The sequence below is a fragment of the Mesorhizobium sp. LEGMi-168a genome (assembly GCF_058312955.1).
Window position 1 is genome coordinate 34,710 of the sequence record NZ_JBZEGV010000010.1, and the last position, 25,675, is coordinate 60,384.

General features: G+C 65.1%; 21 protein-coding genes and 1 pseudogene. 12 read left to right on the plus strand and 10 right to left on the minus strand.

Annotated elements, in window-relative coordinates:
• Positions 1-148 precede the first annotated feature (148 nt).
• Positions 149-1,495, minus strand: coding sequence for a sigma-54-dependent transcriptional regulator (locus tag AC4FWB_RS15515; RefSeq protein ID WP_491027045.1), 1,347 nt, complete (start codon positions 1,493-1,495; stop codon positions 149-151).
• On the minus strand, positions 1,492-3,360 hold the full coding sequence (locus AC4FWB_RS15520) for a sensor histidine kinase (protein ID WP_491027047.1): 1,869 nt from the start codon (positions 3,358-3,360) through the stop codon (positions 1,492-1,494). Before AC4FWB_RS15520 ends, AC4FWB_RS15515 begins: the two co-directional genes overlap by 4 nt.
• Positions 3,361-3,595: 235 nt before the next feature.
• Between AC4FWB_RS15520 and AC4FWB_RS15525 the strand changes: the two genes are divergently transcribed.
• Positions 3,596-4,930, plus strand: a complete 1,335-nt coding sequence (locus tag AC4FWB_RS15525) for a dicarboxylate/amino acid:cation symporter (RefSeq protein WP_491027049.1) — start codon at positions 3,596-3,598, stop codon at positions 4,928-4,930.
• Positions 4,931-5,119: 189 nt separating this feature from the next.
• Entirely contained in the window at positions 5,120-5,701 is a 582-nt protein-coding gene (locus AC4FWB_RS15530) for a histidine phosphatase family protein (RefSeq protein WP_491027051.1), read from the plus strand.
• 273 nt (positions 5,702-5,974) lie between these two features.
• Here AC4FWB_RS15530 and AC4FWB_RS15535 read toward each other — a convergent pair whose 3' ends face one another.
• Positions 5,975-6,739, minus strand: coding sequence for a pseudouridine synthase (locus AC4FWB_RS15535; RefSeq protein WP_491027218.1), 765 nt, complete (start codon positions 6,737-6,739; stop codon positions 5,975-5,977).
• Between the two features lie 211 nt (positions 6,740-6,950).
• Here AC4FWB_RS15535 and AC4FWB_RS15540 point away from each other — a divergent pair, with 211 nt between their 5' ends.
• Both AC4FWB_RS15540 and fhuB read left to right on the plus strand, forming a co-directional pair.
• On the plus strand, positions 6,951-7,817 hold the full coding sequence (locus tag AC4FWB_RS15540) for an ABC transporter substrate-binding protein (protein WP_491027219.1): 867 nt from the start codon (positions 6,951-6,953) through the stop codon (positions 7,815-7,817).
• Positions 7,810-9,852, plus strand: a complete 2,043-nt coding sequence (gene fhuB / locus AC4FWB_RS15545; RefSeq protein WP_491027052.1) for a Fe(3+)-hydroxamate ABC transporter permease FhuB — start codon at positions 7,810-7,812, stop codon at positions 9,850-9,852. The genes AC4FWB_RS15540 and fhuB overlap by 8 nt, the downstream gene beginning before the upstream one ends.
• 41 nt (positions 9,853-9,893) lie before the next feature.
• Here the strand turns inward: fhuB and AC4FWB_RS15550 are convergent, their stop codons facing one another.
• Together AC4FWB_RS15550 and AC4FWB_RS15555 are read right to left on the minus strand one after the other, a co-directional pair.
• Entirely contained in the window at positions 9,894-10,379 is a 486-nt protein-coding gene (locus AC4FWB_RS15550) for a hypothetical protein (RefSeq protein ID WP_491027053.1), read from the minus strand.
• 108 nt (positions 10,380-10,487) lie between these two features.
• Entirely contained in the window at positions 10,488-10,928 is a 441-nt protein-coding gene (locus AC4FWB_RS15555; RefSeq protein WP_491027054.1) for a hypothetical protein, read from the minus strand.
• A gap of 373 nt (positions 10,929-11,301) precedes the next feature.
• Here AC4FWB_RS15555 and AC4FWB_RS15560 point away from each other — a divergent pair, with 373 nt between their 5' ends.
• The 5 genes from AC4FWB_RS15560 to AC4FWB_RS15580 are packed head-to-tail and all read left to right on the plus strand — an operon-like array spanning position 11,302 to position 16,948.
• Positions 11,302-12,555, plus strand: coding sequence for a sarcosine oxidase subunit beta family protein (locus AC4FWB_RS15560; protein WP_491027055.1), 1,254 nt, complete (start codon positions 11,302-11,304; stop codon positions 12,553-12,555).
• Positions 12,556-12,568: 13 nt separating this feature from the next.
• Positions 12,569-12,838, plus strand: coding sequence for a sarcosine oxidase subunit delta (locus tag AC4FWB_RS15565; RefSeq protein ID WP_491027056.1), 270 nt, complete (start codon positions 12,569-12,571; stop codon positions 12,836-12,838).
• The gene (locus AC4FWB_RS15570) at positions 12,835-15,717 is read left to right on the plus strand and encodes a sarcosine oxidase subunit alpha family protein (RefSeq protein ID WP_491027057.1); all 2,883 of its coding nucleotides are present in this window, start codon (positions 12,835-12,837) and stop codon (positions 15,715-15,717) included. Before AC4FWB_RS15565 ends, AC4FWB_RS15570 begins: the two co-directional genes overlap by 4 nt.
• On the plus strand, positions 15,710-16,234 hold the full coding sequence (locus tag AC4FWB_RS15575; RefSeq protein WP_491027058.1) for a hypothetical protein: 525 nt from the start codon (positions 15,710-15,712) through the stop codon (positions 16,232-16,234). Before AC4FWB_RS15570 ends, AC4FWB_RS15575 begins: the two co-directional genes overlap by 8 nt.
• A 51-nt stretch (positions 16,235-16,285) precedes the next feature.
• Positions 16,286-16,948, plus strand: a complete 663-nt coding sequence (locus tag AC4FWB_RS15580) for a TetR/AcrR family transcriptional regulator (protein WP_491027059.1) — start codon at positions 16,286-16,288, stop codon at positions 16,946-16,948.
• A 236-nt stretch (positions 16,949-17,184) separates the two neighbouring features.
• Here the strand turns inward: AC4FWB_RS15580 and AC4FWB_RS15585 are convergent, their stop codons facing one another.
• From AC4FWB_RS15585 to AC4FWB_RS15605, 5 genes are all read right to left on the minus strand, one after another.
• Positions 17,185-17,697 carry an exopolysaccharide production repressor protein gene (locus tag AC4FWB_RS15585; RefSeq protein ID WP_491027060.1) on the minus strand — a complete coding sequence of 171 codons (513 nt, stop codon included), beginning with the start codon at positions 17,695-17,697 and terminating at the stop codon, positions 17,185-17,187.
• Between the two features lie 184 nt (positions 17,698-17,881).
• Positions 17,882-18,886: a glycosyltransferase family 2 protein gene (locus tag AC4FWB_RS15590; RefSeq protein ID WP_491027061.1), complete on the minus strand. Its 1,005-nt coding sequence runs from the start codon at positions 18,884-18,886 to the stop codon at positions 17,882-17,884.
• 2 nt (positions 18,887-18,888) lie between these two features.
• The gene (locus AC4FWB_RS15595; RefSeq protein WP_491027220.1) at positions 18,889-19,590 is read right to left on the minus strand and encodes a polysaccharide deacetylase family protein; all 702 of its coding nucleotides are present in this window, start codon (positions 19,588-19,590) and stop codon (positions 18,889-18,891) included.
• A gap of 258 nt (positions 19,591-19,848) precedes the next feature.
• On the minus strand, positions 19,849-21,798 hold the full coding sequence (locus AC4FWB_RS15600; RefSeq protein WP_491027063.1) for a MacB family efflux pump subunit: 1,950 nt from the start codon (positions 21,796-21,798) through the stop codon (positions 19,849-19,851).
• Positions 21,798-22,925, minus strand: a complete 1,128-nt coding sequence (locus tag AC4FWB_RS15605; protein ID WP_491027064.1) for an efflux RND transporter periplasmic adaptor subunit — start codon at positions 22,923-22,925, stop codon at positions 21,798-21,800. Before AC4FWB_RS15605 ends, AC4FWB_RS15600 begins: the two co-directional genes overlap by 1 nt.
• Positions 22,926-23,402: 477 nt before the next feature.
• Between AC4FWB_RS15605 and AC4FWB_RS15610 the strand changes: the two genes are divergently transcribed.
• The 3 genes and pseudogenes from AC4FWB_RS15610 to AC4FWB_RS15620 all read left to right on the plus strand — a co-directional run.
• A complete protein-coding gene (locus AC4FWB_RS15610; RefSeq protein ID WP_491027065.1) occupies positions 23,403-24,092 on the plus strand; it encodes a response regulator in 690 nt (229 codons plus the stop codon).
• Positions 24,092-25,180 carry an ATP-binding protein gene (locus tag AC4FWB_RS15615; RefSeq protein WP_491027066.1) on the plus strand — a complete coding sequence of 363 codons (1,089 nt, stop codon included), beginning with the start codon at positions 24,092-24,094 and terminating at the stop codon, positions 25,178-25,180. The genes AC4FWB_RS15610 and AC4FWB_RS15615 overlap by 1 nt, the downstream gene beginning before the upstream one ends.
• Before the next feature lie 209 nt (positions 25,181-25,389).
• A pseudogene (locus tag AC4FWB_RS15620) lies at positions 25,390-25,670 on the plus strand (hypothetical protein); the annotation flags it as partial.
• Positions 25,671-25,675: the final 5 nt, after the last annotated feature.

Consider the following 25,675-nt stretch of genomic DNA (forward strand, 5'->3'; position numbering starts at 1 on the left):
CTGAGCGGCAACAAACCATCAACGCTTGCCAATGGCAACCGGCAACGCCATCGCGGTCATGCGTTCGCCGCCCGGCTGGTGCCAACGTGCCACGGTTTCCTGGACAGGCTCAACGGTCTGGGATTGGATCGGGTTCCACAAGCTTGATCTATCTGGAAAAATCGCTGCGCACGATGCCGTGCCGCTGCAGCTTGTCGTAGAAGGTCTTGCGCGGGATGCCGAGCGCCTCGATCGTGCGCCGGACATCGCCGTCGTTGCGACCAAGTGTCTCGCGGATGATCTCGGCCTCGTAGCGCTCCAGCCGTTCCGGCAACGGCATGGCGATGTCCGAATCGGCCGGCCGGGGGGAGGGGCTGCCGCCGGTCTCCTCCAATCCGAGCACGAAGCGCTCGGCGAAATGGGCGAGTTCGCGGACATTGCCGGGCCAGTCGTGTTCTCTCAGGTGGCGCTGGACGGCGGCCGGCGCCGCGGGCACCGGGCGATGGAAGCGGGCCGCGGCGCGCTCGGCGAAATAGCCGAACAGCAGCGGCACGTCGTCCCGGCGCTCGCGCAGCGGCGGGATCGAAAGCGTCACCACATTGAGCCGGTAATAGAGGTCCTCGCGGAAAGCGCCGCGCTGGCTCGCGTCGCCGAGATCGACCTTGGCCGCGGCGACGAAGCGCAGGTCGACCGGCCGGACCTCGTTGGTGCCGAGCGGCGTCACCTCGCGCATTTCCAATACGCGCAGCATCTGCACCTGCGTCGAGGCCGGCATGCTTTCGATCTCGTCGAGGAACAGCGTGCCGCCGCTCGAGTGCTCGATGCGGCCGACGCGCTTCTTCTGCGCGCCGGTGAAGGCGCCGGCCTCATGACCGAACAATTCGCTTTCGATCACCGTCTCCGGCAGGGTGCCGCAGTTGAGCGCCACGAAATTGCCCTTGGCGCGGCGGCTCCAGCGGTGCAGCAGGCTCGCCACCACCTCCTTGCCGGAGCCGGTCTCTCCGGTCACCAGCACGTCGACATCGGTGTCGGCGATTTGCCTCAGCGTGCGGCGCAGCCGCTCCATCGCCGGTGTCTGGCCGATCAGCGGCAGCCCCTCCTGCGCCTGCTCGGCCGCCTCGCGCAGAGCGCGGTTCTCCATCACCAGCCGGCGCTTTTCCGCCGCGCGCCACACACTTTGCGCCAGCCGGTCGGCGGCGAACGGCTTGGTGATGAAGTCGTAGGCGCCGTCCTTGATCGCCTTGACCGCCATCGCGATGTCGCCGTGTCCGGTGACCAGGATGACCGGGATGTCCGGGTCGAGGTCGACCACGCGGTCGAAGAGCTGCAGGCCGTCCATCTCCGGCATGCGGATGTCCGAAACCACGACGCCGGCAAAGCTCGCGTCGAGGCCGGCAAGTGCCTCGCTTGGCGAGGCGAAGGCTGAGACAGCGAAGCCGGCGAGTTCCAGCGTCTGCCGCGTCGCCTTGAGCAGGTCGCTGTCGTCATCGATCAGGATGACCGGATTGCCGTTCATGATGCCACGCCAGCTTTCGAGAAATGGACGGTGAAGCGGGTGCCCTGCTCGCTGCTCGACACCTCGATGCGCCCGCCATAGTCGGCGACGATATCCTTGGAGATGACGAGGCCTAGCCCGAGCCCCCTTTCCTTCGACGTGTTGAACGGCGTGAACAGCGATTTCAGGATCGCGGGTGGGATGCCATGGCCGTTGTCGGACACGATCAGCGCAACGCCGTCGGCGGTTTCGGAAGCTGACACCTCGACCCGCGCATCGTCGCGGCCCTCGAGCGCTTCCAGCGCGTTCTGGAACAGGTTGATCAGCACCTGCTCCAACCGCAGCCGGTTGCCCATCACCTTGAGCGTCGACGGCGGCAGCGTGATCGCCAGCGCCTCCAGCCGGCCGGCAAAGCGGCTCCTGAGCAGCACCACGGCGCCTTCGATGACGCTACGCAGTTCGACCGGTTCGGCCGCCGTGCGACCCTTGCGGGCGAACGCCTTCAATTCCTCGGTGATCGAGCCGATGCGCTCCGTCAGCGCGGCGATGGCGCCGAGATTCTCCTCGGCAGGCGCCGTCTGCTGGCGCTCCAGGAAGACGCGCGCATTGTCGGCATAGGCGCGGATCGTCGCCACCGGCTGGTTTATCTCATGCGCGACGCCGGCGGCAACCTGGCCAAGCGTCGCGAGGCGGTTCGCCTGCACCAGTTCCTGCTGCATCACCTGCAGCTTCGCCTCCGTGCTGCGGTGATCGGCAATCTCGGCCTGCAGCCGGTCGCGCGCGAGGCTGAGATCCTGCGTGCGCTCGACGACGCGGCGTTCGAGCTCGGCGCGCGCCGCCTGTTCGGCGGCGATCCGCATCTGGGCGGACTGCCGGCGCCACAACAGATAGGCGGCTAAAGCGAGGAGCGGGACGAGGACGCCGAGCACCAAAAGCCGCATTTCGCGCTGGGCCGAAGCGATCGGCGCTTCGGCCGGAACGAGATAGTCGAGCCGCCACGGCGTCGAGGGCACGGCCGTGGATAACCGCAGATATTCCGCGTCGCTGCCGCCCGGCGTGATCGCATGGACGAGCGCGACATCGGAGCTGAGGGGTTGCGGCCTCGCGATCGGCAAAGCTACGAGCGGCGCGTCACCGAATTGCTGGCTGCTGCGGATACCGGCGGCTACCGGCGCGGCCAGAGGCGCCGTCGTCATAAAGCGCCAGGACGGCACGCTGGTGATCAGCACCACGCCATGCTCGTCGCTGACATAGGCCGGGCGATTGGCCTCGTGCCAGTCGGCCTCGAGCTGGTCGAACTCCATCTTGACCACGACGACGCCGAGCGGTCCCGAGGCGCCGTCGACACGGCGCGAAATGTAGAGGCCGGGGCGCTTGCTGACATTGCCGAGCGCGAAATACTCCGCCGTGCCGGACTGCATGGCGCCCGAGAAATAGGCGCGAAAACCGTAGTCGTTGCCGACGAAGCTCACCGGCTCGCGCCAGTTGCTGGAAGCGATCGCAAGGCCGTCCGTGCCGGTGACGTAGAGCACCGAGGCCTTGGTGCCCGACACCAGCCCTTCCAGCTTGCGGTTCAGCACGTCGATGGAGGCGGGGCTGCGTTCAGTCAGTGCGTCATGCACCTGCTGGTCCTCGGACAAAAGCAGCGGCAGCGCGCGCGGATTTTCAAGCACTGCGCGCAGCAGCGCCACCTTGAGATTGGCATCGGTCCGCCCCTGCGCGGACAGCGCCTCGATCTCGGTCGAACGGCCGTAGAGCCCGGCGCCATAGAGCGTCGCCGCAACGATCAGCAACGCCACCGCCGCGAACAGCAGCCAGGCGCGCCGCGCCCGCCCGGCGAGCAGTTCCGGCGTTGGCGACAAGGCAGCAGCGGGGCGTTGCAGCATGCCGCATTTGTGCATGATTTCGCACAAAGCACAATTCGACCTATGCGGACCGCCGCACGGGGTTCTCGGAAGAGCTGGTCGCTCGGTCGAAAAAAGTCAACAGAATCAATATCGATGCTTCGAAACGGAATCTGGCACGCCCGTTGCAAATGCATCCGCAGCAGTCGCGAGGCTGTGGAGGTCAACTGCCCCAGGGAGGTCGAGCTTTCTCGATCGGGGCTGAACGGAGGATACGATGCAGACAGCTGTCGCTGCCGCGGAACCGCGCGGCAAGGTTCCCTTTTACCGGCATCTCTATGTGCAGGTTCTGGCGGCGATCGCCGCCGGTATCGTGCTCGGCCATTTCTATCCCGACATCGGCGCGTCGCTGAAACCGCTTGGCGATGCCTTCATCAAGCTGGTCAAGATGGTGATCGCGCCGGTGATCTTCCTCACGGTGGCAACCGGCATCGCCGGCGTCTCGGACCTGCACAAGGTGGGTCGGGTCGCCGGCAAGGCGATGATCTATTTCCTCGTCTTCTCGACGCTGGCGCTCGTCGTCGGCCTCGTCGTCTCCAACGTCGTCCAGCCCGGCGCCGGCATGCACATCAATCCGGCCACGCTCGACGCCACGAAGGTGTCGACCTTCACCGAGAAGGCGCATGACACGACCATCGTCGGCTTCCTGATGAACATCATCCCCGACACCATCACCGGCGCCTTCGCGCAGGGCGACATCCTGCAGGTGCTGTTCTTCTCGGTGCTGTTCGGCGTGGCGCTGGCGCTCGTCGGTGAGCGCGGTCGTCCGGTGGTCGATTTCCTGCAGGCGCTGACCGCGCCGATCTTCCGCCTCGTCGCCATCCTGATGAAGGCGGCACCCATCGGCGCTTTCGGCGCCATGGCCTTCACCGTCGGCAAATACGGCATCGGCGCGATCGCCAATCTCGCTATGCTGATCGGCACCTTCTACCTGACGTCGCTGCTCTTCGTGCTGGTCGTGCTGGGCGCGGTCGCATGGTATAACGGCTTCTCGATCCTGGCGCTGATCCGCTACATCAAGGAAGAGCTGCTCCTGGTGCTCGGCACCTCGTCGTCGGAAGCAGCGCTTCCCGGCCTGATGGCCAAGATGGAGCGCGCCGGCTGCAACCGCTCGGTGGTCGGCCTGGTCATCCCGACCGGCTACTCCTTCAACCTCGACGGCACCAACATCTACATGACGCTGGCAGCGCTGTTCATCGCCCAGGCGACCGATACGCCGCTCACCTTTGGCGACCAGATCCTGCTGCTGCTCGTCGCCATGCTGAGCTCCAAGGGCGCCGCCGGCATCACCGGCGCCGGCTTCATCACTTTGGCCGCCACGCTCTCGGTCGTGCCGTCGGTTCCGGTCGCCGGCATGGCGCTGATCCTCGGCGTCGACCGTTTCATGTCGGAATGCCGGGCGCTCACCAACTTCGTCGGCAATGCTGTGGCGACCATCGTCGTGGCGCGCTGGGAAGGCGAGCTCGACCAGAAGCAATTCGCCGCCGCCATGGCCGGCCAGTTGCCGGAAGAGGCCGATCTGGCGCTCTCCGGCGGCCTGCAGCCCGCCTGAAGCAATTCCAGGAAAAGTGCGCAGCGGTTTTCCGTCCGGAATTGCGTCATAGCAAAAATCGCTCAGGCATCCTCCCGATGCTGAACAGGCCGTGGCCCAGCCGTGGCCTGTTCTTTTTGCCGGACGCCGCATAGGGTGGCGCGGGCCGGCATCCTTGCCGGCGCAACCATTCAACCGTGAGGGCGGTCGATGAGCAGCGCGTTTCCCGAGATCTACCTCGTCCGTCACGGCGAGACGGAATGGAGCGCGTCGGGCAAGCATACCGGCCGCACCGACATTCCGCTGACCGCGAAGGGCGAAGAGGCCGCGCGGGACGTAGCGGAGCGTCTCAAGGGCCCGACCTTCGACGCCGTCTGGTCGAGCCCGTCGCAGCGCGCCTTCAATACCTGCCGTCTGGCCGGTTTCGGCGAGCGCGCGGTGAAGAAGGCCGACCTGCAGGAATGGGATTATGGCGCCTATGAAGGTGTGACGACGAAGGAAATCCTTGGTCAGCGCCCCGGCTGGAACGTGTTTCGTGACGGCTGCCCTGGTGGCGAGACGGCGAGGGACGTCGGCGCCCGGGCCGACGCCATCATCGCCGAAGTCCGAGCGGTGGACGGCAATGTGCTGATTTTTTCGAGCGCGCATTTCCTGCGCGTCTTTGCATCCCGCTGGGTCGGTCTGCCGCCGCAGGGCGGCGCGCATTTCACTCTCGATACCGCCAGCCTCAGCATTCTCGGCTACGAGCACGATTTGATCGAGCCGGTTATTCGTCGCTGGAATCAGCGGTAGCTCCGGCGAGGAACGCAGCGGCGCAAGGGTGAGGTCTGTCGTGATCCTTCGCGCCCCCCTCTGTCCTGCCGGACATCTCCCCCACACGGGGGAGATCGGCAGCATTGGCGCCGGGCTCAATCCTGCGACGTTGGCGATTGGCGAAAGCCGCGGCGACGTCCGATCTCCCCCCAAGGGGGGGAGATGTCCGGCAGGACAGAGGGGGGCGCTGTCCCGCCGGCGTTTCAAGGCTTCTCCGCTGGTAACGCTGATAGGACGTCATGGGAACCGCTATTACGTTGCCAGCATCGCCAGTTCTCCGCTCGTCAAATGCCGCGCCTTGCCTTTCGCAAGCTCACCGAGCTGCAAAGTGCCGATCGCCACCCGAACCAGCCTGAGCACCTCGATGTCGAAAGCGCCGAGCAGCCGGCGGATCTGGCGGTTGCGGCCTTCGTCGAGCACGATCTCCAGCCATGCGGTGCGTCCGCCGCTGCGCAAGAGCTCGATCGAGCTTGCGGTCAGCAGTTCGCCATCGACGGCAGCACCCTGGCGGAACAGCTCGAGCATCGCCTCGTCGGGCACGGAAGCGATCTGCACATGATAGGTCTTGGCGACATGCGAGGCCGGATCGAGCAGGCCGTTCGCCCAGCGCGTGTCGTTGGTCATCAGGAGCAGGCCTTCGCTCGCCTTGTCGAGGCGGCCGACTGGCGAGACGAAGGGCAGGTCGAGATCGGCAATGCAATCGTAGACGGTACCGCGCCCTTCGGGATCATCGCGCGTGGTGACCAGGCCGCGCGGCTTGTTGAGCATCAGATAGACCTTGCGCTCGGCGACGATGCGCTCGCCGTCGACGGTGATGCGATCGCGATCTGGATCGACGCGCAGCGACGGGTCGCGCATCACCTTGCCGGCCACGCGCACGCGCCCTTCGGCGATCATCTGTTCGGCCTGCTTGCGCGAGCACAGCCCGAGTTTTGAAAGCGCCCGGTTGAGGCTGACCTTGGGAGCCGAAGCGGCTTGTTTGGCTTCCGGCCGCGTGGGGATGAGCTTGCGTGTCATTCCCGCGCAGATGCCATGCATGGCAAAGGCCATGCAAGCCGGCGCCATCGAGCGCGAGAGTGCCTGGTCAACGCTTAAATGTTGACTATGGAATTCATGTTTCATAATCAACCAGCCAACGAAGCGGATTTCGAAGATGGGGACCGTGGTGCCAGACGACTTGCCGGCGGCCGGAACGAGAACCGACGCGCTTCGGCGTCTACCCGCCCGCATCACCCGGCGCGCGGCGCTTGGGCTTCTCGCATTGCCTTTCGCGGGCATCCGGCCGGTCGCCGCGATGCCGAGGCCGCCGCGCATCGTCTGCCTCGACGATGGGCTGGCGGAGACTTTGCTGATGCTGGGCGTCAGGCCGGTCGCCATCGCCGACCGCAAGGTCTGGGAGGACTGGGTGGTCGAACCGGCGCTGCCGCCGGAGGTTGCCGATGTCGGCACGCTGCTCGAGCCCAATCTCGAATTTCTTCAGCAGCTCAAGCCGGACCTGATACTCAGCACCCCTTATCTGGATGGCATCAAGCCGCTGCTCGAGCGCGTCGCGCCGGTGACGACCATTGGCATCTATCGGGAGAACGGCCAGCCCTATCGCAATGCCGTCGAAGCCACTCGAAAACTCGCCGGGCTGGTCGGCAGGCAAGCCGAAGGCGAGGCGCTGGTCGCGGCGACCGAGGCAAGCTTGACAAAGGTCAGGCTGGAACTGGCGCCATTTGCCGCCAGGCCGGTCTATGTCGTCTCCTTCATGGATCCGCGCAATGTGCGCGTCTATGGCCGGATGAGCCTGTTCCAGGACGTGTTCGACCGCATCGGCATCCGCAACGCCTGGACCGCCGAGACAAATTATTGGGGATTTGCGACCGTCGGCATCGACGGTCTGGCGACGGTGGATGACGCGCGCCTTGCCTATCTCGAACCTTTGCCCGCCGGAGCCGGCGGCACGCTGACCGAAAGCCCGGTCTGGAACGCGATGCCCTTCGTGCGCAATCGCGCGATCATGCGCCTGCCTCCGGTGCTGATGTTCGGAGCGCTTCCTGCCGCCGCCCGCTTCGCCCGCGTGCTTGCCGAAGCGATGACCGCCCATGGCTGAGGACGCTGCCGGCATGGCGCAGAGCCGCACGAGCTTCGCCGGCGCGGCGGTTTCGCGCGCGGGCGGCTGGCCGCTTGGCGCCATCTTGCTCGGCGCGGTGCTCGCCGCTTTTGGCTTCGCGGCGTCGGTCGCCAACCTTGCCGCGCAACTGCCGGCGTCGCTCTGGTTCGACGCGGCGTTCAGGCCCGACATCGACGATATGCGGCAGGTGCTGGTCCACTATGCCTTCCTGCCAAGGCTTGCCGTCAGCCTGCTCAGCGGCGCGGCGCTCGGCCTGGCCGGCGCCGTTTTGCAGCAGGTGCTGCGCAATCCGTTGGCCTCGCCCGAAACCGTCGGCGTTTCCGCCGGCGCCTATCTGGCGCTGGCGCTGGCAACGCTTGCAGCGCCTTCGCTGCTCGCCTTCGGCCGCGAATGGGTGGCGCTTGCCGGCGCTTTCGCAGCGCTTGCGGCCGTGCTTGCGCTATCCTGGCACAGGAGCCTGTCGCCGCTTTCCGTCGTGCTCGTCGGTCTCGTCGTCAGCCTTTATGCCGGAGCGATCGGCGCGGCACTTGTCGTCCTCAATCACGAATGGCTGGCCGGCCTGTTCATCTGGGGCGCCGGCGCGCTCGGCCAGCAGGATTGGGTGACGACGCTGTGGCTGCTGCCGCGCCTGGGCATTGCGGCGCTGGCGATCGGTCTGATGACGCGGCCGCTGACCTTGCTCGGCCTCGAGGACGAAGGCGCGCGCAGCCTCGGCGTGCCGCTTGGCATCTATCGTTTCGCCGGGCTTGGCATGGCCGTGGCGCTCATCGCCTTCGTCGTCGCGGCCGTCGGCATCATCGGCTTCGTCGGCCTCGCGGCCGCGGCACTTGCCCGTATCGGCGGGGCGCGCCGGTTCGGTCAGCGGCTGATGGTGGCGCCGCTGATCGGCGCCGCGCTGCTATGGGCCGCCGACCAGGCGGTGCAACTGGCGACCGGACCGCAGGGCGACCTCTTGCCGACCGGCGCCATCACTGCGCTGCTCGGCGCGCCGCTGCTGCTCTGGCTGCTGCCGCGCCTCAGCCTCGGCGCCGAACTTCCGGTGCTCGCCGCGGAGCGCCTGCCCAGGCTACGGCGCCCCGGCATCCTGCTCGCGGTACTGAGCCTCGCCATGCTCGTGGTTCTGGTTCTTGCCCTGTCTTTCGGACCCGGGCCGGACGGTTGGAGCTTCGCCGTCGGCGATCAATTGCAGCCCTTGCTGTCCTGGCGCTGGCCGCGCGTGCTCGCAGCCCTTTCCGCAGGCGCCATGCTGGCGCTCGCCGGGCTGATGATGCAGCGGCTGACTGGCAATCCGATGGCGAGCCCGGAGGTTCTGGGCATCAGCGCCGGCGCCGCGCTCGGCATGGTGGTAGCGATGTTTGCCGTCTCCGATCCGGGCCGCCCGGTGCAGACCGCGGCAGCCGCCGTCGGCGCCTTCGCAACCTTGCTTGTCGTGCTTGCGATTGGCCGCTGCGCCGCCTATGCGCCGGAGCGGCTGCTGCTGGCCGGCGTCGCGCTGACGGCGCTGTTCGACGCGCTGATCCTGGTGCTCACCGCCACCGGCGATCCGCGCGCCATGCTTCTCATCAACTGGCTGACCGGCTCGACCTATGGTGTCGATCAAGGCTCGGCGATCCTGACGGCGTCGATCGCGCTTTGCCTGTTACTGATGTCGCCGCTGTTCGTCCGCTGGCTGGACATGCTGCCGCTGGGCGCGCCGGCGCTGCGCTCGCTCGGCGTCGATGTGGCCGGCACCCGGCTCCTGGTGCTGCTGATGGTCGCCATGCTCACCGCCGCTTCCACCCTGATCGTCGGTCCGCTGACCTTCATCGGCCTGATGGCGCCGCACCTTGCCCGACGCCTCGGCCTTGCCCGTGCTTTGCCCCAGGCCATCGGAGCCGTGCTTGCCGGCGCGCTGATCATGGTCTTGGCCGACTGGATCGGCCGCGCCTTGATCTTCCCGCGCCAGATACCGGCTGGTCTCGTTGCCACGCTCATCGGCGGTCCGGTGCTGATGTGGCTGTTGCGGCGGCGCTGAAGCTCGCGCCGTTCCGGATCGACGCGGGCGGCGAGCAGAAGTCATGGTTCCGGCGGCGCGCTCAATCGCTTGTAGGGGACGCCGTCGAAGGTCGCCGTCACGAAGCTCTGGACCGACATCCTGCGCTTGCGTCCGTCGCTGCAGGCATAGACCGGCCAGCCGGCCTCGCTGCATTCGCTGGCCGCGCAGATGCGCGCAAGGCAGTTGCCGGTGGTGAGCCGGAAGCCGCCCTTGCCGGCAAAACCTTGCAGCAGGCTGCCGTCGACCGAGCGCCATGTCCGCTGGCGAAACTCCGGCCGCAAAGCCAAGGGTTCGAGAGGGACGGCGAGGTTGGCTGTACCGGTACGCGCCATGAGCTGAAGGCGGTAGCGGGCCATTCCGGTCGTGTAGGCGGTTACAAGGTCGGACTCACCCAGATAGGCGGCCGCCAGGTCGGAGTTGTCGAGCAGACGAGGCAGCCGCTCGCCCGCTTCTGTCGGCCTCACCAGGGCAACAAGGGCGGCAAAGGCCAAGCAAACGCGCGACATCTCGATTTCCAGCAGCCATGCATATCCGGCCTGCCAGCGCCCCCGGCTGCCTTCCATACCATCCCGCCAATTGGTGCGCGGTGCAAGCCGCTGCGGGAATAACCGGTCTCAGCCATTGGGCGCCGGCGGCAGCTCGAACAAGGTGGCTCCGTTCTCCCGCCCCCGGTCGACATAGCCGATGACCCGGAACCATCTTGCCACGTCCGGTCCATGCAGCCAGCTGCGCGAGTGTATGGGAAGGTTGCCGGCGAGCGCCTGGATATGGCGGATATGGCGCTTGCAGAAGCGAACGGTGGCCGCGCTGAAGAAGTCCTCCTGTGCGGCAAACAGCGTGTCGGCCGCGTCGCCGTGCTCATGCCAAGCGATGATGGCGACGGCCTTGTCGTCCTGGACCAGCGCGTGCGCCCGGCCTTCCTTCAGGTTCATCATCAGATTGTCGTAGGCAGCCTTGCTGTCCTTGCCGGCCGCCAGGTACTCGTCCGACATTCGCTTGGACAGGCCGCGGAAAACATCCTCGAGGTCTCCGACCGTCGCTGCGCGTGCTCTCATTTCTCCTCCTGATAGCCCGGCGAGCAGTTTGCCCTATCGATGGGGGATCACCAAGCAAAGCAAATCCGCCACCGGGCCGATGCGCGCAAATGCATTTCACAATACCGTGATTTGTAACGACCGCGGACTCCACCGGCAAACAGTTTGAGGATTATGTCCATACCTAATGGACACAGGTGTCCATTCCAGCTAAGTTCGCGCCCCGCGAAGGTCGAGGGCCTTCGTCAATCCGCAGCGGAACGGAATGGATCATGGACATTCGAGGGCGGGGCGAGTTGATTGCGCCGGTTTGGCATCACGCCGGCGGCGCGGCGTCTCAATGCCCCTGCGCACCGATGCAATACCAGTCGCCTGATGATGCGGGCTTGAGTGCATGACAAGACACTATTCAGCGCTTTCACTCTTCAAGGAAGGCGTCGCCGGCCAGACCGGCTGGGAAAAGGCCTGGCGCTCGCCCGATCCGAAACCGCGTTATGACGCCGTCATCATCGGCGGCGGCGGCCACGGCCTCGCCACCGCGTATTATCTCGCCAAGAACCACGGCGTCACCAACGTGGCCTTGCTCGAGAAGGGCTGGATCGGCGGCGGTAACACTGGCCGCAACACCACCGTTGTGCGCTCCAATTACTTCTATCCAGAAAGCGCGGCGATCTACGGGCTGGCGCACAGCCTCTACAAGACGCTGTCAAAGGACCTGAACTACAATGTGATGTTTTCCGCGCGCGGCATCCTCACCCTCGCGCACAGCGAAGCGGCAATGGAAACCGCGGCGCGCTCCGTCAACGCCATCCAGGTCAACGGCATCGACTGCGAATTGTTCTCGGTCGAGGACGTGCGCCGCGTCGTGCCGATCTACAATTTCGGCCCGGATGCCCGCTATCCGGTCTATGGCGGGACCTGGCAGCCGAGCGGCGGCACCGCCCGTCACGACGCCGTGGCCTGGGGCTTTGCGCGCGCCGCGAGCCGTCTCGGCGTCGATATCATCCAGAACTGCGAGATTTCCGACTTCATCATCGAGAACGGACGCTGCCGCGGTGTCGTCACGTCGCGCGGCGCGATCCGCGCCGAGCGTACAGGTATGGCGGTGGCCGGCCATTCGTCGGTGCTGGCGGCGAAGGCGGGATTCCGGCTGCCGGTCAACTCCTACGCATTGCAGGCCTGCGTGTCCGAGCCGGTCAAGCCGATCATCGACACGGTGGTGATCTCGCCGGACACGGGCGTTTATGTCAGCCAGTCCGACAAGGGCGAACTGGTGATCGGCGGCGCGCTCGACCGCGTCCCGTCATACGGCCAGCGCGGCAACCTGCCGGTGCTGGAGGGCGTTATCGCCGGCATGCTCGACATGTATCCGATCTTCGGCCAGCTCAAGATGATGCGGCAATGGGCGGGCATCGTCGACGTGGTCCCGGATTCCTCGCCCATCATCGGTGAAGCGCCGCTGCCCGGCCTGTTCCTCAATTGCGGCTGGGGCACGGGCGGCTTCAAGGCGATTCCGGCCGGCGGCACGCTGCTTGCTCATCTGCTTGCCACCGGCAGGCACCACGACATCAGCCGGCCTTTCGATCTCGACCGCTTCGCCCGCGGCCGGCTGATCGACGAGGCTGCCGGCTCCGGCATTGCCCATTGAAGGTATAGAAAAGATGCAGCTCTTTCCCTGCCCGTTCTGCGGGCCGCGCGAAGAAAGCGAATTTCACTATGGCGGCGAGGCCGGCAACCTTCGGCCCGAAGGCAGCGACGTGACGTCCGAGCGCTGGGCCGCCTATCTGCACATGCGCGACAATCCGAAGGGCCCGACCCGTGAGATCTGGATGCATCTTACCTGCGGCGAGTTCTTCGCGATGAGCCGCGACAGCGTCAATCACAAGGTCTCGGGTTCTTCCGCGCTCGGCGAAACGGAGCACGGCGCATGAGCGCTTCGCGTCTCTCCAATGGCGGCAGCGACATCGATCGCGCCCGCCCGCTGACCTTCACTTTCGACGGCAGGCGCGTCGAGGGTTTTGCAGGCGATACCATCGCCTCTGCCCTGCTGGCGAGCGGCCAGGCCGTTGTCGGCCGCAGCTTCAAATATCACCGGCCGCGCGGCATCTGGGGCTCCGGCGTGGAGGAGCCTAACGCGCTGGTCGACGTCGAGAGCGCCGACGGCCGCGTGCCGAATGCGCGGGCAACGACCGTGCCGGCGAGCGACGGCATCGTCGTCAAGAGCGTCAACGCTTCGCCGACGGCGCTGGCCGACCGCAACGCGGTGCTCGACCGCTTTGCCCGCTTCCTGCCTGCTGCTTTCTACTACAAGACCTTCATGTGGCCGGACTGGCACCTGTTCGAGCCGCGCATCCGCGCCATGGCCGGACTGGGCATCGTCGACCGCGACTGGAAGCCCCGCCATGTCGCGGACCAGATCAATCACCATTGCGACGTCTTGGTGGTGGGCGCCGGACCGGCCGGCCTCACCGCGGCTGCCGGCGCGGCGGCGGCCGGGCACTCGGTCGTCCTGGTCGACGACCGGATGCGTCCCGGTGGCTCGCTGCGCCACCGCGCCGGCGAAGTCGACGGTGTGGAGGGCAAGGCGTGGGTCGAGGCAACGGTTGCCAGGCTGAAGGGCGGCGGCCACATCGTGCTCACGGAAACAACCGCCTTCGGCCTCTACGATCACAATCTGGTCGCGCTGAACCAGCGACATCGCGACGGCCGGCCGGACACTCTGTGGCGCGTGCGGCCGCGCCGCATCGTGCTGGCGACGGGAGCGATCGAACGGCCGGTTCCGTTCGCCAACAACGACCTTCCGGGAATTCTCTCCGCCGATGCCGCACTTGCCTATCTGCGCCGGCATGGCGTGCTCGTCGGCCGCCAGATCGTGGTCGCCACCAATAACGACAGCGCCTACGAGCCGGCCTCGGCGCTGGCGGCGGCCGGCGCCTCGGTGACGGTGGTCGATTGCCGGCACGACGGTGGCGCGCAAGCGAAGACCGGTATCCGCATCCTGGCGGGGCGCATGGTCACGGCGGCACGCGGGCACAACGCCGTCCAGGGTGTCCTGCTCGACGATGGTACGACGCTGGCGGCTGATTGCGTGCTTGTCTCCGGTGGCTGGACACCCACCGTGCACCTGTTCTCGCAGGCAAAGGGCAAGCTCGCCTGGAGTGACGAACTCGCGGCGTTCATTCCGGGAGAAGCTGTCGAAGATATCGGCGTCGCCGGCGCCGTGGCCGGCTCGGTCTCGCTTTCCGAGACCTTGGCCAGCGGCGCGGCGGCCCTCGGTCCGCTCGGTTCATCGTCGTCGCCCGCGCCTCGCAGCACGGGGGCTGAAGCAACGCTGGGCGTCGTCAGTCTGTGGCCGAAGCCCAAGTCCAAGGGTCGTGTGTGGATCGACTATCAGAGCGACGTCACCGCCAAGGACGTCGAACTGGCGGCGCGGGAGAATTTCGTCTCCGTCGAGCATCTGAAGCGCTACACGACGCTCGGCATGGCGACCGACCAGGGCAAGACCTCGAACCTGAACGGCCTGGCGCTGCTGGCCGAGGTTACCGGCCGCGCCATCGCGCAAGTCGGCACCACGACCTACCGGCCGCCGTTCACGCCTGTCCCGTTTGCCAGCCTGGCCGGAGCGCGCCGGGGAAGCATGCACGCTCCGGTCCGCCGTCTGCCGCTGGAGGCAAGCCATCGCGCCGCAGGCGGGGTGTTCCAGGAATATGGCGGCTGGCTGCGGCCGGCCTATTACGGAAGCGGCGAAGCCAGGGCTGCGATCCAGGAGGAAGCGCGGCGCGCAAGGCAGTCCGTCGCGCTCTTCGACGGCTCGACGCTCGGCAAGATCGAGGTGGTCGGCCGGCGCGCGGCCGAATTCGTCGACTTCATCTATTACAACACCATGTCGACCCTGAAGCCCGGCCATTGCCGCTACGGCTTCATGCTGTCGGAAAACGGCGTCGTGTTCGACGACGGCGTTCTCGTCCGGCTCGACGAGCACCGCTTCATCGTCTCCTGCTCCTCGTCGCATGTCGCCGCCGTCCACGCCCGGCTCGAAGAGTGGCGCCAGGACCGTTTCGGCCGCGATGCGGTCTATATCCATAACGCCACCGCGCAATACGCGACGTTGACCGTGTCAGGTCCGAACGCGCGCAAGCTGATGGAAGCGCTCGATCTGGGTGCTGCGCTGGACGATGCCAGCCTGCCGCACATGGCCGTCGCCGCCGGCCGTTTTACCGGTGACGAGGTGCGCATCGCCCGGGTCTCCTTCACCGGCGACCGCAGCTACGAAATCTCCATCCGCGCCGATCGGGCCGAGGCGCTGTGGGAGCGCATGCAGCAGGAGGGCCGCGCGTTCGACGCCGTTCTGCTCGGGCTGGAATCGCTGATGATCCTGCGCGCCGAGAAGGGCTATATCGTCATCGGCAAGGACACCGACGGCAACATCATGCCGCACGACCTGGGCGTCGCCGGGCCGCGGACCAAACGCACAGGTGAATTCGTCGGCCGGCGCTCGCTTTTCACCGAAGCGGCGAACCGAACCGATCGCAACCAGCTTGTCGGGCTTGCGGTCCGCGACGGCGAGGCGCCGCTGGCGACCGGCGCGCATGGCGTGGAGAAAAGCGGGGGCCGCCGCCGAAGCATCGGCTTCGTCACTTCGAGCTATCAAAGTCCGACCCTCGGCCGCCCGGTCGCCCTGGCGCTCATCGAACGGGGCGCCGCGCGGCATGGCGAAACGATCGACGTTCAGCATCTCGGCGTCGTGCGGCAGGCGACCATAGTTGCGCCCTGCGCCCTCGATCCGGAAGGGAGTCGCCTGCATGCGTAACCTTGCCGAAAAGTGGCCGGCAGCGCCCGACTGGGCCACGGCCGCGCTGAACAAGGACGGCGTTCGCGTGCGCACGCTTGGCGGGCTGAGCCAACTCCTGGTCAGCGGCGACCTGACGGCCTGGGCGCAGGTTTCCAGCCTTGTCGGCGAAGGCGTTGGAGCCGGCGCGCTAGCCAGCGGCGACAAATACCAGGTGCGGATCGCGCGCGATCGCATTCTTGCCGTAGGCGAACGGCCATTCCCCATCGCGGCCGGCTGGCACGAGGCCGGTTTCGCGGTCTCGGTCATGGATGCCGGGCTGCATGCGTTCGAGCTCGAAGGGCCGGGCCTGGCTGGACTGGTCGCCAGGGCCACGGCGCTCGATCCGGGGCAGGCAAGCCGCTCGGCTTCAGTGCTTTTTGCCGGCGTCAATGTGCTCTTCTACCGGTTCGGCAATGCCAACCGGGGTCGTCTCCACGTCGACCGCGGTTTCGCACCATATCTTTGGGAATGGTTCGAACAGTCGCAAGTGTTGTAGCGGCGCCGTTTCGCGTCTATCTAGCCGGCGTCTCAATCTTGGCTGCTCGCTATGCTTTCAGATTCCGGTGCTGATGAAGTCGCGCGACGGTCCGGTCTGACCGGCAACACCAAGGTGACGCGCGAGGACTGGATGAAGCTCGCGCTGGAGACGCTGATCGCCGAAGGCGTTGAGGCGGTGCGCGTGCTTGCGCTCGGACAGAAGCTGAACGTCTCCCGCTCCAGCTTCTACTGGTATTTCAAGAGCCGCCAGGACCTGCTGGATCAGCTTCTGGACTATTGGCGCAACAACAACACCCGTTTCATCGTCGAGCAGGCGGGACGGCCTGCTACCTCGATAACACAGGCCGTGCTCAACGTCTTCGAGTGCTGGCTGGATGAGAAGCTGTTCAATCCGCGATTGGATTTCGCCGTGCGCGCCTGGTCGCGCCAGTCCGCCGAAGTGCACCGGATCGTGAACGAGGAGGACGACGCGCGGGTCGACGCCATCCGGGCGATGTTTTCGCGGCACGGTTATGCGGACACGGAAGCGTTCGTGCGGGCGCGCGTGCTGTACTTCACCCAGATCGGCTATTACTCGCTCGAGATCGTCGAGCCGGTGAGCAACCGTCTCTTCCTGACGCCGGCCTACCTGCTCACCCACACGGGCAAAGAGCCTCGCGTAGGCGAGGTGGAAGCCTTTGCCGAAAAGATGCTGCCGCGAGCCCGCGATTAAGCAAGGCCGCCCGGCGCCCATTGCCTCTTCGTGTGATTTGCGCCTGCCGCGCGGTCTGTCCGCGACGAGATCGGCCAGCTCGCAAATCTGAGGGCCTTTGCGCCCCTCGTTTCGTGAAGACGGTGTGAGAAGCTTCAGCCAGCGCAAGATACGCCTCTGGAGCGCATTCCCATTCGTACCCCGCGACGATGAGCTTGGGCGAATCTTCATGTCCAACGGCGCGATATGCCTCGTGGTCAGCGCTCAAGATCCGGCCTGGCCCGACTGCGGGGAAGCTTGCCGCTTGTGATTAGCCCGATCCGCGAGCTCCGGGAAATGGGGCTGCGGATCTGAAGGATTCGGCGGCCAAAAATCATGATCAGTATCGCCATGAAGTAGCCCGCCTGCAGCAGCAAGGCGGCAGCGAAAGTCCATGCCAGCGATACCCAGGCCGACCCGGTTTGGGTGTAGGTCCAGCAGGCCACGACGACGAGCGATGTCGCCATTCCAATCAGAAATTTTGGAAAATACACGTTGTCACCGAGGTTGAGACGATCGAATGCCTGCCCAGCTGCCAACCATCGTTTTTGACGACGCCGGAATAGACGGGACGCGCTGGTTCTGATCGGCATTGAAGTTATGGGTGGCACAGATTCCGCCGAGGTTTTGTCGACGTAGCGTAGAGAAAGCCTGGGCGGACAAAGCCGTTGGATGAGCTTGATCAGCGTCAACAGGAGCTGCCAGAACTGCGCCTGGATCCGGCCTGACATGTCGCGCTGCGGTGCCTGTGGGACCGGAAACATCGATCAAGGCAGACAGCGGGAAGCCGGCTGCTGCTCATGAGAGCGGCCGGCTTCCCGACATGTCTGATCAGCGGCTGGGGCGGGGGCGGGTGAGCCGCCGATCAGATCCGGTTGCGCAAGCAAACTTCCAGCGGACGGAAGCCCGCGCGGCTCACGAACCGGTGACATGCTCGTAGTGCAAGGACTTTCGGCCCATGCAGGCCTGTATGATGCCTGCGATGCTGCCCACGTGCCATGCCGCACGCACCAGCGTTTGTCCGCGGGTGAAGGGGATGGTCGCAACGCAGACACACAGCGACAGGGTCCTGCCGACAAGCGAACCAGGGAGCCTCAGCAGCACGCCACGTGTCGGGCTGTCGAGCTTCCTTCTGAACTTGGCGATCGTTTCGTCCCTGCTGCGCCTGTACCGATAGAAAAGGCTCAGCCGGTCTTCCGGGACGGTCTCGTACGCAACGGCAAATGGGGTCCAGCCCGTATTTGCACCGAGTTTTCTGGCCTCGGCCCATAAGAGGCCGTCTTCGCCGCCAGCGAGGCCCAAACCGGTTTCAAAGCGCAGCCCCGTACGGCGAAAGAACGGCAGGCTGCTCATCCAGCTCCCGGTTGCGATCGGTATCTGGTCGACCTTGCCGTTGCTTCGGCGACGCAGCAGCTTCGCCTCGCTGTTTCTGTTCATTCGGTCAATTCCGGACCAGACCAGCTTTTGCCAACAGGATGCGTCCGGTGCCGCCGGGGCGATCCGCACCGGGGAGCCGACGATGTCGAGATTGAAAGTATCTCGTTCCGCAAGGAGCTGGACAAGCCAGTCCGTCTCCACGGCCTCGTCGTCGTCCGCGAACGTCAGCAGGTCATTGCCGGCGCCAAGCGCACAGTCCAGGACCCTGTTGCGTGCAAACGCTATGCCGAGCCGCGGCTCCAGCTCATATCGAACGCTCCATTGCGGCAGCCGTTCGCGAAAACCGGCGACGATGTCCTGCAAGGTGAACCTGTCATTGTTCTCGACGATGACGAAATCCAGGCGGACACCCGCTGGCACGCGCATCCTGGCATACGACACGAGAAGGTTCTGCAGCATCAGGGGGCGACCGCGAGTGATGGTTCCGACACAAATGCTGCGCTCCCGCGCGGTCGCTGTGCTTCTCGTTGCCGTGCTGCGCATGATCAGCCGACGAAACACTTGCGGAACATGCCAACCCAGCCGTGCGTGTCGCGCAGCGTCCTGCGGGGCAGGCGCAGGAAGTCGTCCTGGCGTCGTGCCCTGGCGCGATACATTGTCGTGGCGGTGACGTAGCCCGCTTCGGCAACTATGTGCCTGATTTGCGGAGACCAGTCGCCATAAGGATAGCAAAAGGCATCCACCGCGTGCCCGAATAGGTCTTCCAGTTCTTTGCGGACTTCGGTGACCTGGCGTTGTGCCTCGGCTGGGGAAACCTTAGTCAGCCGCACGTGATCGAGCGTGTGGGCCCCAATCTCGTGGCCGCATCGGCTCCATTCGCATATTTCGTCTCTGGACATGCAGGCCGAATAGGGCGCACCGAATGCTGCATCCCATTGGTTGAAGCCGCCAATCTGTCTGCTGACAATGTAGCTCGTCGCTGTGAATCCAAACGCGTCCAGGATTGGAAGCGCGTTGTGATGGACGTTGCGAAAGCCGTCATCGAAGGTGATGCCGGCCACCTTCCCGCGCTTGTCGCCTTTCAGATACGGCAACAAATCTCGCATCGACAGGCCGGTCCAGCCCATTCGCTTCAGCCATGTCATCTGCTGGAGGAATTTGCCCGGATCCACCGTGAGAGAGGCAAAAGGGCCGCCGCGCTCGAGGGGGGCAGCTATTTGATGGTACATCAATATCGGTATCGGCATGACGTGCTGGAATGGCTCAATGTCGAGGCTAAAGCTGCGCCTGATGCACCATGCCGATGCGTGTAATTCGTCGAGGTTTTGCGAAGGAAACGTGGAGGGCGCGAGCTTCGGGCCCTCCATGGGTCAATGATCGCGATGGGCGGAATCTGCTTCGCAAAGGCCAGGCGGAGGCCCATGCGCCACCGCTGCAAATACCGGGAAGTGAGCAAGCACAGCCGGCAAAGCCGGACAACGCGATTGCCGCCCGCGGGATCGTTTTCACTCTCGGGAAAGCGCGTCGACCGGATCGAGCCGTGCGGCGTTGCGGGCCGGCAGGAAGCCGAAGACCAGGCCGATGGTTATCGCCGAGAGGCAGGCGACGACGATCGACGTGACCGAGAAGATCATCGGGAACTCGCCATCGGTCGAGCCAAGCGTGGCGCCGGCAACAAGCGCCAGGCCGACGCCGAAAACGGCGCCTGCCAGGCAGATCGCTACCGCCTCGATCAGGAACTGCAGCATGATGTCGACGCGCCGCGCGCCGACGGCCATGCGCAGCCCGATCTCCTTGGTGCGCTCGGTTACGGACACCAGCATGATGTTCATAACACCGATGCCGCCGACAATCAGCGCGATCACGGCGACCGACGAGATCAGCAGCGACATGGTTTTCGCGGTCCGCTGCACCGTCTTTCGTAGTTGGTCGCTGTTGAAGGCGAAGAAATCCTTGGTGCCGTGCCTCAGCGTCAGGAGGCTGACGATCGCGCGCTCGGCCATTGCGGTATCGACATTGTCGGCAACCCGGATCGTGACGCCGTTGAGACCGGACGACGAGCCGGTCATGCGCGCCTGCATGCTTGTATAGGGCAGGTAGACCTGCAGGCTTTGGGCGCCTCCAGCCGCGCCGCCGGTCTTCGGCGCAAGCACGCCGGCGACCAGCACCGGAACCTGGCGGACCGTGATCAGCCGCCCGACAGGGTTTTCGCCCTTGGCAAACAGCCGGCGTCGCGTATTGTCGTCGATTACCACAACCTGCCGCCGGCCAGCGACGCTCTGCGCATCGAAAAGCCTGCCGGACCCGATCTTCAGATTGTTCACCTGGAAATAGCTCTCGCCGACGCCGTTGATGGTGACGTTGATCGAGACGTTGCCGTAGCGGGCCAATCCGGGTGTCGAGAGTTCCGGCGACACACTGTCGACATAGGGCTGCCTCGCGAGCGCGCGGGCGTCCTCGGCAACGAGCGTCCTGATGCTTGCGGCGCGTTCGTCGCCCCAGTCCTTGCCGGGATAGATGCCGATGGCACTGACGCCAAGGTCGCTGACCTGGGCCAGTACTTTCCGCCGGGATCCCTCGCCGAGCCCGACCACCGCGACAACGGCGGCTATGCCGATGACGATACCGAGCATGGTGAGAAAGGTGCGCACGCGATGGGCGGCCATTGACCGGAAGGCCATGGGCAATGCCTCGGCAAAGCGCCGCCAAAAACTTGACAAGGTGCTCGACGTGACAGTGGGCGCCATGTTGGCAGGCAGGCCAGGCGCGGCTTGGATCTTGCGGCGGTCGGCGACGATCCTCCCGTCTTTGATCTCGATGACGCGGTCGGCATGTTCGGCCACGCCGGGGGCGTGCGTCACCATGATGACGGTGTGGCCCTCGGCGTGGAGTTCCTTGAGGACGCTCATGACCGTCTCGCCGCTCTTGCTGTCGAGCGCGCCGGTCGGCTCGTCGGCAAGGATGATTTCGCCTCCGTTCATCAGCGCGCGGGCGATCGAAACCCGCTGCTGCTGGCCACCCGAAAGCTGGTTGGGGCGGTGCCGCATCCGCTCGCCGAGACCGAGACGCTCGAGCAGGCTTTCGGCCCGGGCGCGGCGCGCTGCAGGGGAAGCTCCGGCATAGATCGCCGGTATCTCGACGTTGCCGAAGGCGCTGAGATCGCCCATCAGATGGTATCGTTGGAAGATGAAGCCGAAATGCCCGCGGCGAAGCTCGGCCAGTTCGTCCGGTGACAGTCTTGCCGTTTCGCGGCCCGCCACCCGGTAGCTGCCCGAACTCGGCTGATCCAGACAGCCGAGGATGTTCATGAGCGTCGACTTGCCCGAGCCGCTTGCACCGACGATTGCGACCATCTCGCCGGCCGCGATCGACAGGTCGATTGCGTCGAGGGCGACGACCGTCTCGTCTCCGGCGCGGAAGACGCGCGAAAGTCCGGAAATTTCCAGAAGGCTCATCACAGCATCCCGGCCGTCGGGTCGGAGAGCGGCCCATCGGCGGTGATGACCACCTCTTCGCCAAGCGAAAGCCCATCGATCACCTGCGCCTGGACCTTGTCGGTGAGGCCAATGGTGACAAACCGGTCTTCGATCTCGCCTCGCGCCGTCTTGACGCGGACATGATAGCGGCCGTCGGCGTCACGGCCGGACAGCGCCGACCACGAAACCAGGAGTGCGTCCTTCGCGCTGCCGAGCACGATGTGAACCTGAGCGGTCATCAGCGGGCGCAATTGGCTGTCGCGGTTCGGTACCTCGAACAGGCCGTTGTAGTAGATTGCCGTGGTTCCCTGCGCCGTCGCGGAGGCTTGCACGCCCGCTTCCGTGGACATCGACGCGGGGGCAGGCTCGATCTGGCGCAGTTTGGCTTCGTGACGTGCGCGCTCGTTGCCCAGGACGGTGAACCAGGCCTTCTGGCCCGGAAGCACCCGCCCGACGTCGGCCTCGGAGATCTGGACCTTGACGGTCATGACGTCGAGCTGCGCCAGAACGACGACGGTCGGCGCCGATTGGGTAGAGTTGAGCGTTTGCCCCTCCTTGGTCACGACGGCAATGACGACGCCATCCATCGGTGCGACGATGCGCGTGTAGCCAAGATTGACGCGCGCGTTCTCGACCTCGACCGCGGCTTGTCCGATCTGTGCGTCGAGCGAGGCGACTTCGGCAGCCAGAGTTTGATTGGCAGCTTCCGCAGTCTCGAACACCGAGCTCGAGGTTGCCTTTTGCTCCATCAGATAAGCCTGCCGGCGATAGGCAGCCTCGGCCTGGCCAAGCTGGATCAAGCGCGCCCTGCGCTGGGCGGTGACGTTGGCGAGCGCGGCTTCGGCGATACGCAAGGCGTTCTTCTGGGTGACGGAATCGATTTCGGCGATGAGATCGCCTTGCTTGACCGCCTGTCCGAGCCTTGCATGCAGCACCTTGATCTGACCGGAGACCTGGGCTCCGACATTGACCATGCGCGCCGGCTCCAATGTCCCGTTGGCAAGCACGGTCTCCTCGACCGACCCCAACTTGATCGGTGCTGTCAGGACGGTCTCTCGAGCGTCGGAGACGAAGAATCCCGTCGCCGCGCCAACGCCGCAGGCCATTGCGGCAAGCATTCCCACCACTGCCAGAGTTTTTGCGATGCGTGCGAAGCCGCTGGATCTTATATGGGCCATTTTCTACCTGATAGGTGCGCGTCCGGTTCGGGTGAAAGCCACACTCCCGCCGTCCGTCTGTTCAATTGAAATAATGAATCGCCTCTGCCTGGCAGCTTGGCTGAAACGGATAAGCGTACGCGCAAGGGCGAAATTCCAGTCCCCACGACGGCCGGTCGCCCGATTTCGATTGGCTGACGATCATGGAGAGCGCCACTCCGAAGACGGCTGCGACCACGCAAACGAGGCCAAACCTGCGAGCGAGCATCAGTCGTTATCCCGTTGAACGAAGGTACCGATGCTCGGCGCGTTTTGAGAAAGCGGGGAAGTATTGTGGAGGTTTGATGGAGGCGAGCTTGCGGGCGTTTACTTCTGTCGGGCCGGTGCTAAGCGATAGATGCAAAATGTCGATCGGGAAGGACTGACATGGAGAATGCGCTTGTTTTGATTGTCGAGGACGAGCCGGAGATAGTCGAGATACTCGAAGCCTACCTCGGCCGCGAGGGCTTTCGTACCGTCAGCGCGGCGGACGGCAATACCGGCCTGTCCCATCATCAACGTTTGAAGCCCGATCTTGTTATCCTCGACGTGAAGCTGCCCGGTCTTGATGGCTACGAGGTGCTTGCCGCAATTCGAAGACAGGCAGAAACGCCGATACTCATGGCCACCGCGCTGGCAGAGGATCTTGACAAGCTCCAGGCCTTGCGGATCGGAGCCGACGACTATGTCGTCAAGCCGTTCAATCCGCTCGAGGTTGTCGCGCGCGCCAAAGCCATCCTGCGGCGGACCAGGCGATCGAGCGTCGAACCGGTGCTGCGCGTGGGTGAGCTCAGCGTCGACATGGTTGCCCATATGGCTTACCTGGATTTGCCGGGCGGGAGGCGCGTCCTCGATCTCACGCGTACCGAGTTCAGGATTTTGGCCCACATGGCGCGCTGGCCGAATCGCGCCTTCGAACGCAGCGAGCTCGTGGATGCCTGTCTTCCTGAAGGCGAGGCGCTGGAGCGCACCGTCGACAGTCACGTGAGCAACTTGCGGCGCAAGCTGGCATCTGCCGGTGCCAATGGGATCCTGAGCGGTGTGCGCGGAGTCGGCTACCGGCTGGCTATGCTCTGATGGCAAAGACCAAACTGAATTGGCAGGTCGTCCTTTCCATGAGCGCGGTCACTCTGGCCGCCCTGACCGTCATGTGCCTTGGCTGGTACTTTTACATCGTCAACTATGACTGGCTGTTCCCCAACGAGACCGATACCGACACGTGGTTTACCACGAAGGACTTCGCCGCTCTGGGCCTTCTGGGGACGATCGGCTTGGCAACCGCAGGCCTGGTTGGCAGGCAGTTGGCGCGCAAAGTGGTGCGACCGCTCGCCGTTGTCGCGACCGCGGCTCGCTCCATCGCCGCGGGCGATTTCAGCGCCCGGGCGGAAACTGTCGAAAAGGGCTTCGGGGAAGCCGATCTGTTGATCGCGGACTTCAACACGATGGCGAGCCGTCTCGAACGTGCCGAGGCGGAGCTGCGATTTTCGAACTCGGCGATCGCCCACGAGTTGCGGACCCCTTTGACGATCCTGCGAGGTCGTTTGCAGGGGCTGGCCGATGGCTTGTTCGAGCCTTCCGATGAACTCTATGGCAGTCTCATTTCCCACGTCGACGACCTCGCCCGTCTGGTGGAAGATTTGCGGACACTGGGCCTGGTCAATGCCGGGCGGCTTGATCTGCAGCTTGAGCCCGTTGACCTTTCTCGTGAGGCGGATGCCGTTATCACCGCCCTCGAACCCGAATTGCGGGACGCCGGGATAGTCGTGGAGCGAGAGCTGCATGTCACTTGTGCCGAGGTGGATAGTGCCCGCATTCGGCAAGCCATGCTGGCCATTCTCGACAATGTCCGCCGCTACGCGCCGCGAAGCATCGTTCGGGTGGAGACACAGTCGGTGGATTCGATCGGTCTCGTGCGGTTTTCGGACACCGGACCCGGATTGCCCGACGGAACATACGAAAAGGTATTCGAGCGTTTCTGGCGCGTTGACGCCTCGCGCTCTCGAGCGGGAGGCGGCACCGGTCTGGGCCTTTCCGTCGTTCGTGGGATCGCACAAGCTCATGGCGGCGATGCGTCGGCCCGTTCCGGACCAGAAGGCGGCACCGTCATTGAAATGCGGTTGCCTTTGACGGCAGCCAGCCGCAAGGATGTCTCAAGCCAAGCCTAAAGCATGTCTCCCGAAAGTGGGAACCGGTTTCGGGACAAAGACATGCGTAAAATCAAAAACCTAAAGCGCACGGCGCGCATCTGAAAGATCGCGACGCGCTTTAGAGCAATTCCCCTCCGGCGCGGCCAGCTTCGCCTACGGATCGACGCTCGATGCCGACGGGGGATCGATGTTCCGCTGACCGCGTTCGGCGCTGCTGCTTCTGATCCTTCGAGACCGCCCGGCAGGGCGTCGTGCTCTATGCCCAGAACGGTACGAAGATGGTCAAGAACGCGGTGTGGCTGGCGCTGATCCTGTGGGGCGTCACCTTCGGCATCTTCCTGTTCATGCTGGCGCCGGCTGGTGCGGTCGTCTCCTCTTGCCCGGCCAGTTAAGCGGCTGGAGCTTCGTGCTGGCGATCGTCTTTGCCTGGGCGCTGAAGGCGGCTCTCTTGGAACCCTTCGCCATTGCCTTGCTGATGCAGGTCTATTTCAGGACGATCGAGGGCCAGTCTTC

Bases quoted from the DNA above. Each gene is read 5' to 3' on its own strand.
- AC4FWB_RS15515 (WP_491027045.1), bottom strand. From the start codon at position 1,495: ATGAACGGCAATCCGGTCATCCTGATCGATGACGACAGCGACCTGCTC.
- AC4FWB_RS15520 (WP_491027047.1), bottom strand. From the start codon at position 3,360: ATGCTGCAACGCCCCGCTGCTGCCTTGTCGCCAACGCCGGAACTGCTC.
- AC4FWB_RS15525 (WP_491027049.1), top strand. From the start codon at position 3,596: ATGCAGACAGCTGTCGCTGCCGCGGAACCGCGCGGCAAGGTTCCCTTT.
- AC4FWB_RS15530 (WP_491027051.1), top strand. From the start codon at position 5,120: ATGAGCAGCGCGTTTCCCGAGATCTACCTCGTCCGTCACGGCGAGACG.
- AC4FWB_RS15535 (WP_491027218.1), bottom strand. From the start codon at position 6,739: ATGACACGCAAGCTCATCCCCACGCGGCCGGAAGCCAAACAAGCCGCT.
- fhuB (WP_491027052.1), top strand. From the start codon at position 7,810: ATGGCTGAGGACGCTGCCGGCATGGCGCAGAGCCGCACGAGCTTCGCC.
- AC4FWB_RS15550 (WP_491027053.1), bottom strand. From the start codon at position 10,379: ATGTCGCGCGTTTGCTTGGCCTTTGCCGCCCTTGTTGCCCTGGTGAGG.
- AC4FWB_RS15555 (WP_491027054.1), bottom strand. From the start codon at position 10,928: ATGAGAGCACGCGCAGCGACGGTCGGAGACCTCGAGGATGTTTTCCGC.
- AC4FWB_RS15560 (WP_491027055.1), top strand. From the start codon at position 11,302: ATGACAAGACACTATTCAGCGCTTTCACTCTTCAAGGAAGGCGTCGCC.
- AC4FWB_RS15565 (WP_491027056.1), top strand. From the start codon at position 12,569: ATGCAGCTCTTTCCCTGCCCGTTCTGCGGGCCGCGCGAAGAAAGCGAA.
- AC4FWB_RS15570 (WP_491027057.1), top strand. From the start codon at position 12,835: ATGAGCGCTTCGCGTCTCTCCAATGGCGGCAGCGACATCGATCGCGCC.
- AC4FWB_RS15575 (WP_491027058.1), top strand. From the start codon at position 15,710: ATGCGTAACCTTGCCGAAAAGTGGCCGGCAGCGCCCGACTGGGCCACG.
- AC4FWB_RS15580 (WP_491027059.1), top strand. From the start codon at position 16,286: ATGCTTTCAGATTCCGGTGCTGATGAAGTCGCGCGACGGTCCGGTCTG.
- AC4FWB_RS15585 (WP_491027060.1), bottom strand. From the start codon at position 17,697: ATGTCAGGCCGGATCCAGGCGCAGTTCTGGCAGCTCCTGTTGACGCTG.
- AC4FWB_RS15590 (WP_491027061.1), bottom strand. From the start codon at position 18,886: ATGCGCAGCACGGCAACGAGAAGCACAGCGACCGCGCGGGAGCGCAGC.
- AC4FWB_RS15595 (WP_491027220.1), bottom strand. From the start codon at position 19,590: ATGCCGATACCGATATTGATGTACCATCAAATAGCTGCCCCCCTCGAG.
- AC4FWB_RS15600 (WP_491027063.1), bottom strand. From the start codon at position 21,798: ATGAGCCTTCTGGAAATTTCCGGACTTTCGCGCGTCTTCCGCGCCGGA.
- AC4FWB_RS15605 (WP_491027064.1), bottom strand. From the start codon at position 22,925: ATGGCCTGCGGCGTTGGCGCGGCGACGGGATTCTTCGTCTCCGACGCT.
- AC4FWB_RS15610 (WP_491027065.1), top strand. From the start codon at position 23,403: ATGGAGAATGCGCTTGTTTTGATTGTCGAGGACGAGCCGGAGATAGTC.
- AC4FWB_RS15615 (WP_491027066.1), top strand. From the start codon at position 24,092: ATGGCAAAGACCAAACTGAATTGGCAGGTCGTCCTTTCCATGAGCGCG.